9 protein-coding genes and 1 tRNA gene are annotated in these 11,997 nt (G+C 72.2%); 8 read left to right on the top strand and 2 right to left on the bottom strand.

Annotated elements, in window-relative coordinates:
- Window positions 1-194 precede the first annotated feature (194 nt).
- The 4 genes from ACFVYI_RS18000 (at window position 195) to ACFVYI_RS17985 (ending at window position 3,470) form a co-directional block, all read left to right on the top strand.
- Window positions 195-1,343, top strand: a complete 1,149-nt coding sequence (locus ACFVYI_RS18000; RefSeq protein ID WP_387886380.1) for an NAD-dependent epimerase/dehydratase family protein — start codon at window positions 195-197, stop codon at window positions 1,341-1,343.
- Window positions 1,344-1,533: 190 nt separating this feature from the next.
- Window positions 1,534-1,974 (top strand): molybdenum cofactor biosynthesis protein MoaE, encoded by a 441-nt coding sequence (locus ACFVYI_RS17995; RefSeq protein WP_387886379.1) that lies wholly within the window; start codon window positions 1,534-1,536, stop codon window positions 1,972-1,974.
- 182 nt (window positions 1,975-2,156) lie between these two features.
- Window positions 2,157-2,345, top strand: coding sequence for a hypothetical protein (locus ACFVYI_RS17990; RefSeq protein ID WP_387886377.1), 189 nt, complete (start codon window positions 2,157-2,159; stop codon window positions 2,343-2,345).
- 42 nt (window positions 2,346-2,387) lie between these two features.
- Window positions 2,388-3,470: a PDZ domain-containing protein gene (locus ACFVYI_RS17985; protein WP_387886375.1), complete on the top strand. Its 1,083-nt coding sequence runs from the start codon at window positions 2,388-2,390 to the stop codon at window positions 3,468-3,470.
- A 67-nt stretch (window positions 3,471-3,537) separates the two neighbouring features.
- Here ACFVYI_RS17985 and ACFVYI_RS17980 read toward each other — a convergent pair whose 3' ends face one another.
- The gene (locus ACFVYI_RS17980; RefSeq protein WP_387886372.1) at window positions 3,538-4,101 is read right to left on the bottom strand and encodes a PPA1309 family protein; all 564 of its coding nucleotides are present in this window, start codon (window positions 4,099-4,101) and stop codon (window positions 3,538-3,540) included.
- A gap of 270 nt (window positions 4,102-4,371) precedes the next feature.
- Between ACFVYI_RS17980 and ACFVYI_RS17975 the strand changes: the two genes are divergently transcribed.
- The 3 genes from ACFVYI_RS17975 (at window position 4,372) to ACFVYI_RS17965 (ending at window position 9,853) form a co-directional block, all read left to right on the top strand.
- Window positions 4,372-7,371: a UPF0182 family protein gene (locus ACFVYI_RS17975; protein WP_387886370.1), complete on the top strand. Its 3,000-nt coding sequence runs from the start codon at window positions 4,372-4,374 to the stop codon at window positions 7,369-7,371.
- Between the two features lie 57 nt (window positions 7,372-7,428).
- Window positions 7,429-7,502, top strand: a tRNA-Met gene (locus tag ACFVYI_RS17970).
- A gap of 383 nt (window positions 7,503-7,885) precedes the next feature.
- Entirely contained in the window at window positions 7,886-9,853 is a 1,968-nt protein-coding gene (locus tag ACFVYI_RS17965; RefSeq protein ID WP_387886368.1) for a tetratricopeptide repeat protein, read from the top strand.
- Window positions 9,854-9,860: 7 nt separating this feature from the next.
- Here the strand turns inward: ACFVYI_RS17965 and ACFVYI_RS17960 are convergent, their stop codons facing one another.
- Window positions 9,861-10,280: a Fur family transcriptional regulator gene (locus tag ACFVYI_RS17960; RefSeq protein WP_387886366.1), complete on the bottom strand. Its 420-nt coding sequence runs from the start codon at window positions 10,278-10,280 to the stop codon at window positions 9,861-9,863.
- Window positions 10,281-10,386: 106 nt separating this feature from the next.
- Between ACFVYI_RS17960 and ACFVYI_RS17955 the strand changes: the two genes are divergently transcribed.
- On the top strand, window positions 10,387-11,865 hold the full coding sequence (locus ACFVYI_RS17955; protein ID WP_387886364.1) for a catalase: 1,479 nt from the start codon (window positions 10,387-10,389) through the stop codon (window positions 11,863-11,865).
- Window positions 11,866-11,997 lie beyond the last annotated feature (132 nt).

The raw sequence follows: 11,997 nt of genomic DNA, 5'->3' as shown, positions 1-11,997 counted from the left end.
GGTCGGCCGTCATGCGGGTGGTGGCGGAATTTCGGCCCGCCCGGGGCGGTCGGCGGAGTGGGGGAACTCGCGGCCGGGGGCGGCTCCCGCGAGGCTGGCCCGCGCCGGGTGCACCGCCGGGCCTTCGCCTCGGGCAGGATGGACGTACGTGACACACGTACGTACGCACATAAGCTAACCGTGGAGGATGGCCGGTGAGTTCCCCGCCTTCGGACGTTCGCTCTGGGCTGACCGGAGGAGAGGACGCCCCGGACATCACGGCGTCGCCGCCTCCAGCCTACGGCGGAAGGCCACTGACCGTGGCCGTCACCGGCGCCGCCGGTGTACTCGGCGAGCGTGTCGCCGCCCGCCTCGTCGCCTCGCCGGGGGTGAAGAAGGTCCTCGCCGTGGACGACCGGCGGGGTGAGGTGCCGGGCGTGCAGTGGCGCGTCCTGGACGTCCGCGACCCGGCGGTGGCCGAGCGGCTCGCCGGTGTGGACGTGGTCGTCCACCTGGCGATGGACCTCGGGATGGAGTCCGACCCGCGGGCCCGCAGCGCCTACAACGTGCGCGGCGCGCAGACCGTGCTGACCGCCGCGGCGGCGGCCGGGGTGCACCGGGTGGTGCTCTGCACCTCCGCGATGGTCTACGGCGCGCTAGCCGACAACGAGGTGCCGCTGGCCGAGGACTCCGAGCTGCGGGCCACCGAGGAGGCCTCGCTGGTCGGGGACCTGCTGGAGATCGAGCGGCTGGCCCGGCGGGCCCCGCGGGCCCACCCCGGGCTGCAGGTGACCGTGCTGCGTCCGGCCGTGGTGGTCGGGCCGGGCGTCGACACCGTGCTGACCCGGCACTTCGAGGCGCCCCGGCTGCTGGTGGTGGCCGGGTCCCGGCCGTGCTGGCAGTTCTGTCACGTGGACGACCTGGCGGCGGCGCTGGAGTACGCGGCGCTCGGGCTGGTCGAGGGCGAGGTCACGGTCGGCTGCGACGGCTGGCTGGAGCAGGAGGACGTGGAGCGGCTGTCGGGCATCCGGCGGATGGAGCTGCCGGCCTCGCTGGCGCTGGGCACCGCCGCCCGGCTGCACCGGCTCGGGCTGACCCCGGCCCCGGCCGGGGACCTCGCGTACACGATGTACCCGTGGGTGGTCTCCGGCAGCCGGCTGCACGAGGCGGGCTGGCGTCCGACGTACACCAACGAGCAGGTGCTGGCCGAGCTGCTGGCGCAGGTCTCCGGGAAGCACGCGGTGGCCGGGCGTCGCCTCGGCGGCAAGGAGGCCGCCACCAGTCTGGGTGCGGCCGGGGCGACGGTGGCACTGGTCGGTACGGCCGCGCTGGTCCGGCGCGCGCGCAAGCGGCGCCGCTTCTGACCCCTTCGACGGCCGAGGGCGGCGGGCCCCGCCGCCCTCGGCGTCCACGGGCGCCGGCGGCGTCCGCCGGACCGGCCGGGCCCGCTTCGGACGGCTTGCCGCCGGGCCCATTTCTCGCGATGCGAAATTCTCCAATCGTGATACGGAACCCTCTTGCCCGAAGACGCCCGGGATGGGGAATCATGGGGTCATGTCCGAGAACTTCGACCCCATCCGTCTGCTCGCCGTCCGCGACACCCCGCTCTCGCTCGACGAGGTGTACGAGGCGGTCGGCGACGACGCCGCCGGTGGTACGACCGTCTTCGTCGGGACGGTCCGGGACCATGACGGCGGCAAGTCGGTCGCCGCGCTGGAGTACAGCTGCCACCCCTCGGCCGAGCAGGAGATGCGCCGGATCGCCGAGAAGATCGTCGCCGAGTTCCCGGTCCGGGCGCTCGCCGCGGTGCACCGGGTCGGCCGGCTGGAGATCACCGACAAGGCCGTGATCGTCGCCGTCTCCTGCGCCCACCGGGGCGAGGCGTTCGCCGCCGCCCGCCGGCTGATCGACGACCTCAAGCACGAGGTGCCGATCTGGAAGCACCAGGTGTTCTCCGACGGCGAGGAGGAGTGGGTCGGCGCCGGCGGCTGCTGACCCGCCCGGACGCCGTCGACGCGCAGGCGCGCCGGACCCTCACCCGAACGGGTCCGGACCGCTGCGCCGAATACTCCCTGGCAGTGAGCCGATCGGCCGTGCCGTAACCCGGACGGCGCCACCCGCGTTGTCCGCCGGGGTGGTTAATCTGCTCATAGACACGACGAGCTGGGAGTACTGACATGGCTGCGCTCGCCTGGTTGATCATTCCGGTTGTCGCCGCACTGTTCGCCGCCGTGTGGGCGGGCTGGGCCCAGCGGGCCCCGAGAGCCACCGGTGACCCCGCCTCCCTCGCCGAGCACCGGCGCTTCATGGCCGCGATGGAACGCACCACCGCCACCGCCGCCCCGGGCGAGGATCCCGGCCGGTAGCCCGGCGGGCGTACCGTCAGTCGCGTCCCGTACTGTCGAGGCATGCCACGCCGCTCTGCGACGATGCTCGCCGCCACCCTGCTGCTCATAGCGCTGCTCTGCGCGTCGGTGCTGATGAAGGTGCCGTACACCGAGATGAGCCCGGGGCCGACGTACAACACGCTCGGGGTGCAGGAGAAGACGGGCACGCCGGTGATCACCGTCACCGGCCACGAGTCGTACCCGGTGAGCGGGCACCTCAACATGACCACCGTCCAGGTCACCGGCGCCAAGTACGAGCCGAGCCTGGTCAACGCGGTGGTCGGGTGGCTCCGTGACGACGTGCTGGTGGTACCGCACGACAACGTCTACCCGAAGGGTCAGACGGACGCCGACGCCAAGCGGCAGAACGCCGAGGAGTTCGCGCTCTCCGAGGACCACGCGCGGACGGCGGCGCTGAACCAGCTCGGCATCCCGGTCGGCAACGAGCTGATCGTCCAGTCGGTCACGGCCGGCGCTCCGGCGGAGGGCAAGCTGCACGCCGGCGACCGGATCGTCGCGGTCGACGGCGCCCCGGTCGCGGACGCGGACGCTGTGGCCAAGGCCGTCACCAAGCACCAGCCCGGCGAGACGGCCGTCTTCACCGTGGTGCCGATGGTCAAGGACGCCGGCAAGGCCGATCCGGCGGCGGCCCGCACCGATATCGCCGTCCCGACGGTGAAGTCCCCCGACACCGGCGCCGCGATGGTCGGCATCCGGCCCGGGATCCGGCACACCTACCCGTTCCAGATCGACATCGGCCTCCAGGACGTCGGCGGTCCGAGCGCGGGCCTGATGTTCTCGCTCGGCATCATCGACAAGCTGACGCCCGAGGACCTCACCGGCGGCAAGTTCGTCGCCGGCACCGGCACCATCGACGACAGCGGCTCGGTCGGCCCGATCGGCGGGATATCGATGAAGCTGATCGCGGCCCGGGACGCGGGCGCCGAGTACTTCTTCACCCCGGCCGCCAACTGTGCGGAGGCCGGCAAGAACACCCCGTCCGGGCTGACCCTGATCAAGGCCGAGACGCTGGACGGCGCGCTGAAGTCGCTGGAGCAGGTCCGCAGCGGGCAGACCGCCGCCCTGCCGTCCTGCGCGAACTAGCCGGCGACCGGCCGATCCGCGCCGCGGGCCCCGGACGGGACCGCCCGGAGCCCGCGGCGCGGGACGGCTAGGCGAAGGTGGAGAGCAGCGCCTCGGTCAGGCCCGGGACGAGGTCGGGACCGGTCAGCACCTCGCGCGCGACGTCCTTGGAACGCAGCCGCAGGGCGATCTCCTTCTTGCCGTCGCGCAGCACGGCGGCGGTGATCCGCACCTCCTCGCGCTTGGGGTGGTTGGCCACCCAGTCCGCGAGCTGGGCGTCGGAGGCGTTGCGCGGGCGGGACTGCTCGGCGCCCGGCGGCAGCATCAGCCGCTCGACCACCAGGGCGCAGCCGGCCACCGCGTCGGGCCAGGCGATGGTGGCGAGGAACTTGTCCAGCTCCATCCCGGCGGGCAGTTCGTCCTGCTCGACCGGGGTGAGGCCGGCCTCCGGGTTGTCGGAGAGGCCGAGCTGCTCGGCGATCCGGGGATCGGCCTTGCGCAGCATCGCGCTGTCCACCAGGGCGAACAGCCGGGCCGGGAGGTCCCAGCCGAGGGTGGCGGCGTACTCGTCGATCTCCAGCGCGGCCCGGGTCAGCGGGGTCGCGGCCGGGAGCTTGGAGACGTCGTCGGGGGAAGGGGAGACATCGGACATGCCTCAATCCTCACACGGCGGGCGGTCCCGGCGGTGCCACCCGCGGTCCGGCGGGGGCGGGCGCGGCGGGGGCGGGCGGGGCGGCGACGGGTTCGCCCGGCCGGTGTCCGACCGGTGGCGCGTCGGTGGGCGGACGGCCGGACGGCTGCGGCCGGGGAACGTCGGAGTAACCGTCTGCTAACGGTGGGAACTCGGCTAAAGCCTGGTTAAGTTGCACTGACGACCGATCGATTCCAGACGACACAGCTGAGGTGCCCCGTGGTATTCCAGATGCCGGAACGCTCAGGGCCGGGATTCCGGCGCAGGGTAGGCCCGCCCTCCCGGCGGGCGCGGGTGGCCCTGCTGACCCTGGGCGTACTCGCGGTGCTCTTCCTGCTGTTCGTCATGTTCGCCGGGTTCTGGACGGACTGGCTCTGGTTCAAGTCGGTCCACTACTCCTCGGTGTTCACCACCCAGCTCTGGACGAAGGTCGGCCTGTTCGCCGTCTTCGGTCTGCTGATGGCACTGGTCGTGGGCGCCAACATCTGGCTCGCGCACCGGCTCCGGCCGCCGCTGTCGGCGATGTCGGTGGAGCAGCAGAGCCTGGACCGCTACCGGGCCGGCCTGGCGCCGTTCAAGCGCTGGGCACTGATCGGGATCTCGCTGGTGATCGGCCTGGTGGCCGGGGCCGCGGCCTCGGGCCAGTGGCGGACGTGGCTGCTGTGGACCAACGGGACGTCGTTCGGCGTCAAGGACCAGCAGTTCGGCATGGACGTCTCGTTCTACGCCTTCGAGCTGCCGTTCTACGAGTTCCTGCTCGGCTTCGCGTTCAGCGCGGTGATCGTCTCGCTGCTGGCCTCGGTGCTGGTGCACTACCTGTACGGGGGCCTGCGGCTGCAGGGCCCGGGCCGCCGGGCCAGTGCCGGCGCGCAGGGCCACCTCGCGGTGCTGCTCGGCGTGTTCGTGCTGCTTAAGGCGGTGGCGTACTGGCTGGACCGGTACGCGCTGGCGGTGAAGACCGGCTCGTACAAGAGCGTCACCGGCTGGACCGGCCTGCGCTACGTGGACGCCAACGCGTTCCTGCCGGCCAAGACCATCCTGTTCTTCGTCGCGATCATCTGCGCGGTGCTGTTCTTCCTGACCCCGATCCGCCGCACCTGGGCGCCGGCCCTGATCGGCCTCGGGCTGATGGTGCTGTCGGCGGTGCTGATCGGCGGGGTGTACCCGGCGATCGTGCAGCAGTTCCAGGTCAAGCCGAACGAGCAGGCCAAGGAGACGCCGTACATCCAGAAGAACATCGACGCGACCCGGCAGGCGTACGGGATCGCGGACAGCCAGACCACCCAGTACACCCCGCAGGGTTCGACCACCGCGGAGGCGCTCAAGCCGGACGCGCAGACCATCGCGGACATCCGGCTGCTGGACCCGAACGTCGTCTCGCCGACCTTCCAGTCGATCGAGCAGCAGCGCTCGTACTACGCCTTCCCGGCCACGCTGGACGTGGACCGCTACGGCAAGGGCGAGGGCGCCCAGGACACCGTGATCGGCCTGCGTGAGCTGGACCTCAACGGGGTGCAGCGCAACTGGATCAACGACCACTTCAAGTACACCCACGGCTACGGCGCCGTGGTGGCCAAGGGCAACCAGGTCAACGACAAGGGGCAGCCGGTCTTCACCGAGTCCGGCCTGCCGGCCACCGGTTCGCTGGGCGACTACCAGCAGCGCGTCTACTACGGCGAGAAGACCGGCACGTACTCGATCGTCGGCGGTGCCAACCAGGAGATCGACTACACCACCGACTCCGGTGAGAACAAGCAGTACCAGTACACCGGCGGCAGCGGCGTCTCGCTGGACAACCCGATCACCCGGGCCGCGTACGCGGTGAAGTTCGCCGAGCCGCAGATCCTCTACGCGGGGGCGATCACCGACGGCGCCAAGGTCATCTACGACCGGACGCCCAAGGAGCGGGTGGAGAAGGTCGCCCCCTGGCTGTCGATCGACGCCGACCCGTACCCGGTCGTGCAGCCCGGTCCCGACGGCCAGCCCGGCCGGGTGGTCTGGGTTCTGGACGGCTACACCACCTCCGACGGCTACCCGTTCTCGTCCAAGACGACGCTGGGCACGGCCACCAAGGACTCGCTGACCAACCAGCGCGGTGAGCTGCTGACCGCCGCCAACCAGGTCAACTACATCCGCAACTCGGTCAAGGCCACCGTGGACGCGTACACCGGTGAGGTGACGCTCTACCAGTGGGACGAGAACGACCCGGTGCTGAAGACCTGGATGAAGGCGTTCCCGGACACCGTCAAGGCCAAGGCCGACATCCCGGGCACGCTGATGCCGCACCTGCGGTACCCGCAGGACATGTTCAAGGTGCAGCGCGACCTGCTCGGCCAGTACCACGTGACGGACGCCAACTCGTTCTTCAACGGCAGCGACATCTGGCAGATCCCGGTCGACCCGACCAGCGACACCAAGCAGCCCCAGCCGCCGTACTACCTGACGGTGCGGATGCCGGACCCGGTGGTCACCTCGGCCAGCTTCTCGCTCACCAGCACCTTCGTGCCGAGCGGCCGGGAGAACCTGGCGGCCTTCATGGCGGTCAGTGCCGACCCCGGGCCGGACTACGGGAAGATCCGGCTGCTCAAGGTGCCGGGCGACAGCAAGACGCTCGGCCCCAACCTGGTGCAGTCGCAGTTCAACTCGCGCCAGGAAGTGGCCCAGCAGATCACCCTGCTGAAGAGCGGCGGTGACTCCGAGCTGGAGTACGGCAACCTGCTGACCCTGCCGGTCGGCGGCGGCCTGCTCAACGTCGAGCCGGTGTACGTGCGCGGACGCGGTGCCAAGTACCCGACGCTGCAGAAGGTGCTCGCGGTCTACGGCAACGACAACGTGGCCTTCGAGAACACCTTGGAGGAGGCGCTGAAGAAGGTCTTCGCGGGCGCCGCCCCGGCGACCACGCCGACCGTGCCGACCTCCCCGGGGACACCGACGAACCCGAGCACGCCGACGCCCACCCCCGGTACGCCCACGCCCGCCCCGGGCACCGGTACCACCACCCCGGAGCTGCAGAAGGCCTGGGCGGACGTCGAGAAGGCGTACAACGACAGCCAGAACGCGTTCAAGAGCGGGGACTGGGCGGCCTACGGCCAGGCCCAGAAGGCGCTCGGCGATGCGATCAAGGCGGCCCAGTCGGCCCAGCAGAAGGCCGGTGGCACCCCCGCCGCCACGCCGTCGGCCACGGCGACGACCGGCACCCCGCCGAGCCCCTCGGCGGGGGCGAGCCCCTGAGCTGCGAGAACCGATTTGATGTTCCACCCCGCGCCCGTGCTATGGTTTGTCTACCGACGCGGGGTGGAGCAGCTCGGTAGCTCGCTGGGCTCATAACCCAGAGGTCGCAGGTTCAAATCCTGTCCCCGCTACTCAGTAGCACAGAGGCCCGGAGGATCATCCTCCGGGCCTCTCGCGTTTTCCTCCGGGGGAGGTGTGGGCCCCTCCGGTACTATCGACCGTCGCCACCGACGCCGGCATCGGGGTTTGTGGGGCCCGAGTGTCGGGAAATCGACAAAGCGCCGAAGCAATTTCGTCGGCTTCGGTTCCGCGCCGCCGAATTCGGCCGGGGCAGGTGTACGCGGGTTGCGGGTGATGCGACGATGGGACACATGGGGGACGCTGCGCGGCTGCTGACCAGCCGTCGGTTCCGGCGCGCCCCGTGGGGACCCCTCCGGTCGGAGGCCGGGAGCGGGTCCGTCCGGCCGCGGGCCGGGGGAGGATGCCGCGACACTCTGGGGGAGCGGGAGTCGGCATGAGGCTGATCGGCAAGAACGGGCCAGGAGCCAAGTCCGCAGCGACCACCGAGGCGGACACCGAGGGCTGGGCCGAGAGTTCCGAGAACCACCCCGGCGCCCTGCCCGCCCAGCGCACCGGCGGGCTGACCGAGCGTCGGCCCGGCGGCTACGGCCCCGACAGCCTGGTGCACGTCTCCGCCAGCCAGTTCGCCGCCGCCATCGGTCCGTACGGTGCCGCCACCGAGGACGAGGAGGGCGAGGAGGGGCGCGGCCGGGCCGGGTTCGACTCCGCCAGCTTCGAGACCGCGCTGGCCGCCCGCGAGCAGGCCGCCCTGGAGGCCCGGCACCGCCAGGCCGCCGACGACGGGGACCCGGAGGCCGCCAGCCGGCTCGGCACCCTGCTGCTGCGCCGCGGAGACCTGGAGGACGCCGAGTCCTACCTGCGCTCGGCCGCCGCCGCAGGGCTGCGCGCGGCCGCCAACAACCTCGGCGTGCTGCTGCACCAGCAGGGCCACCGCTCGGAGGCCGCCCAGTGGTGGCGCCAGGCCGCGGTGGCCGGCAGCGCGCCCGCCGCGCACGCGCTCGGGCTCCAACTGCGGGACCAGGGCGAGGAGGAGGCCGCCGAGTACTGGCTGCACTTCGCCGCCGACCACGGCCACCCGCTCGGCGCCTACGCGCTGGGCGACCTGATGGAGCACCGGCGCGACGTCCGTGCCGAGCGCTGGTTCAAGGTCTCCGCCGACGCCGGGCACCGCGAGGCCGCCTACCGGCTGGCCCGGATGCGCGAGGCCGCGGGGGACAAGGAGACCGCCGAGACCTGGTACCGCACCGCCGCGGCCCGCAGCCACGCCCGCGCCGCACTGCGGCTCGGCGTGCTGCTGGAGGAGCGCTCCCGCGTCGACCACGCGCTGCTGGACGAGGCCGCGCGCTGGTACCGGCAGTCGGCGCAGAACGGCGAGCCGCGGGCGGCCTGCGCGCTGGGCTTCCTGCTGCGCGACTCCGGGGACCTCACCGCCGCCGCCGAGTGGTGGCAGGAGGCCGCCGAGGCCGGGGACGGCAACGCCGCCAACGCCCTGGGCGCACTGCACGCCTCGCGCGGCGAGGCGGCCGAGGCCGAGCGCTGGTACCGCAGCGCGCTGGACGCCGGCGATCAGAACGGCGCCTTCAACCTCGGGCTGCTCTGCGCCGGGGCGGGCCGCGACCAGCAGGCCGAACAGTGGTACCGCCGCGCCGCGTACGCCGGGCACCGGGAGGCGTGCAACGCGCTGGCCGTGGTGCTGCTCCAGCGCGGTGACGAGTCGGGCGCCGAGCCGTGGTTCTCCAAGGCCGCCGAGGCCGGCAGCGTGGACGGCGCCTTCAACCTGGGCGTCCTGCACGCCGGGCGCGGGGACCACCGGCAGGCGCAGGAGTGGTACGCGCGCGCCGCCGCCGAGGGCCACGGCGAGGCGGCCCTCCAGCTGGCGGTGGTCCAGGAGCAGCGCGGCAACCTGGCCGGCGCGCTGGAGCGCTACCGGCAGGCGGCGGCCGGCGGCTCGGCCGAGGGCGCGTTCCGGCTGGCCTCGGTGCTCGACCGGCGCGGTGACGCGGACGCCGAGGCCGAGCACTGGTACGCGGTCGCGGCCGACGCCGGCCACCGGCGGGCGCAGGTGCGGATGGGCGTGCGGGCCGCCGACCGCGGGGCGTTGGAGATCGCGGAGAGCTGGTACCGACGGGCGGCCGGGGCGGGCAGCCGCAGCGCGGCCTTCAACCTGGGCCTGCTGCTGGCCCGGCAGGACTGCGAGGCCGAGGCGATGCTCTGGTACACCCGGGCCGCCGACGCCGGGCACGGCCGGGCGGCGCTGCGCCTGGCCCTGCTGGCGCTGCGCCGCGGGGAGCCGGTGCAGGCGGAGAACTGGTGCCGGCGGGCCGCCGACTACGGCCCGGCCGAGGTCGCGGAGCGGGCCGGCCGTCTGCTGGGCGCGCTGCACGCGGAGTTGAGCGCGTAGCGCTCGCTCACGGGCCGTTCGTACAGCCCGGGCAGAGGCCCCGGTAGGTGATCTCGGCGCCGGAGACGGTGAAGCCGAACCGCTCGCTGCGGGGCAGGCCGGCCAGGGGGTCGCCCTGCGGATGGACGTCGCGGATGGCGCCGCAGCCCGAGCAGACCAGGTGCTGGTGGGGCCGGTGCGCGTTGGGGTCGTACCGCTTGGCCCGGCCGTCGGTGGCGACCTCCAGCACCTCGCCGAGGCAGACCAGCTCGCCGAGCGTGTTGTAGACCGTCGCGCGGCTGATCTCGGGCAGGCGCTCCACGGCGCGGGCGTGCACCTCGTCCGCCGTGAGGTGGACGTGCTCGCCGTCGAGGACCTCGGCCACGACCCGGCGCTGAGAGGTCAGCCGCCACCCACGTCCGCGAAGTCGTTCCAGCAGGTCACTCATGCGTACAGGATAAGTGAAGCTCCGACTTTGGTTCCAGTGTTGACTTAGACAAAGTCCAAGTTAGGATCGAGTTGTTGTCACGACCGGATCACGCGGAGGCACCCCCATGACCACCCAGGACGAACTGCGCCCCATCCTCACCACGGAGGCGGGTGCCCCCGTCGCCGACAACCAGAACACCGAGACCGCCGGCATCGGCGGCCCGGCGCTGATCCAGGACCAGCAACTGTTCGAGAAGCTGGCGCACTTCAACCGCGAGCGCATCCCGGAGCGCGTGGTGCACGCCCGCGGCGCGGCGGCGTACGGCACCTTCACGGTGACCGCCGACGTCACCGCCTACACCCGGGCGCGCTTCCTCGCCGAGGTGGGCAAGCAGACCGAGACCTTCCTGCGGTTCTCCACCGTGGCCGGCAACCTCGGCTCCGCCGACGCCGTCCGCGACCCGCGCGGCTTCGCGCTGAAGTTCTACACCGAGGACGGCAACTACGACCTCGTCGGCAACAACACCCCGGTGTTCTTCATCAAGGACGCCACCAAGTTCCCGGACTTCATCCACACCCAGAAGCGGGACCCGTACACCGGCTCCCAGGAGGCGGACAACGTCTGGGACTTCTGGGGACTGTCGCCCGAGGCGACCCACCAGGTGACCTGGCTCTTCGGGGACCGCGGCATCCCGGCCAGCTACCGCCACCTCGACGGCTTCGGCTCGCACACCTACCAGTGGCAGAACGAGGCCGGCGAGTACTTCTGGGTCAAGTACCACTTCAAGACCGACCAGGGCATCAAGAACCTGACGGCGCAGGAGGCGGCCCTCCGCGCGGGCGAGGACCCGGACAGCCACCAGCGCGACCTGCGCGAGTCCATCGAGCGCGGCGAGTTCCCGAGCTGGACGGTCAGCGTCCAGATCATGCCGGCGGCCGACGCGGCCCGGTACCGCTTCAACCCCTTCGACCTGACCAAGGTCTGGCCGCACGCCGACTACCCGCTGGTCGAGTTCGGCAAGCTGGAGCTCAACCGCAACCCCGACAACGTCTTCGCCGAGGTCGAGCAGTCGATCTTCTCGCCGTCGCACTTCGTGCCCGGCATCGGCCCGTCCCCGGACAAGATGCTCCAGGGCCGCCTGTTCGCCTACGCGGACGCCCACCGCTACCGCGTCGGCGTCAACGCCGACCACCTGCCGGTGAACCGCCCGCACGCCACCGAGGCGCGCACCAACAGCCGGGACGGCTACCTCTACGACGGCCGCCACGGCCGCCGCAAGAACTACGAGCCCAACAGCTTCGGCGGCCCGGTGGAGACCGGCCGTCCGCTCTGGGCCGCCACCGCGGTCACCGGTGCCACCGGCACCCACGAGGCGCCCTCGCACGCCGAGGACGACGACTTCGTGCAGGCGGGCAACCTGTACCGGCTGATGGGCGAGGACGAGAAGCAGCGGCTGGTCGCCAACCTGGCCGGCTTCATAGCCAAGGTCTCGGCCGACCGCGAGGACATCGTCGAGCGGGCGATCGAGAACTTCCGCCAGGCCGACGCCGACTACGGCCGCCGGCTGGAGACGGCGGTCCGGGAGCTGCGCAAGCAGAAGTAGCGGCACCCCGATGAGCCGCGGGGGCGGGGGCGCGGGCAACCGGTGCGGGGGCCGCCGGGGTTGGTGGCCCGCCCGCCCGGTCGGGTTAAAAAAAAAGATCACACGCGGCGCACAGACCGAGTGGAAATAGAG

This window comes from Kitasatospora sp. NPDC058218 (assembly GCF_042882445.1).
Classification (GTDB): Bacteria; Actinomycetota; Actinomycetes; order Streptomycetales; family Streptomycetaceae; genus Kitasatospora.
Note: the sequence above shows the minus strand (reverse complement) of the source record. Positions and strands in the feature narration are given on the sequence as shown.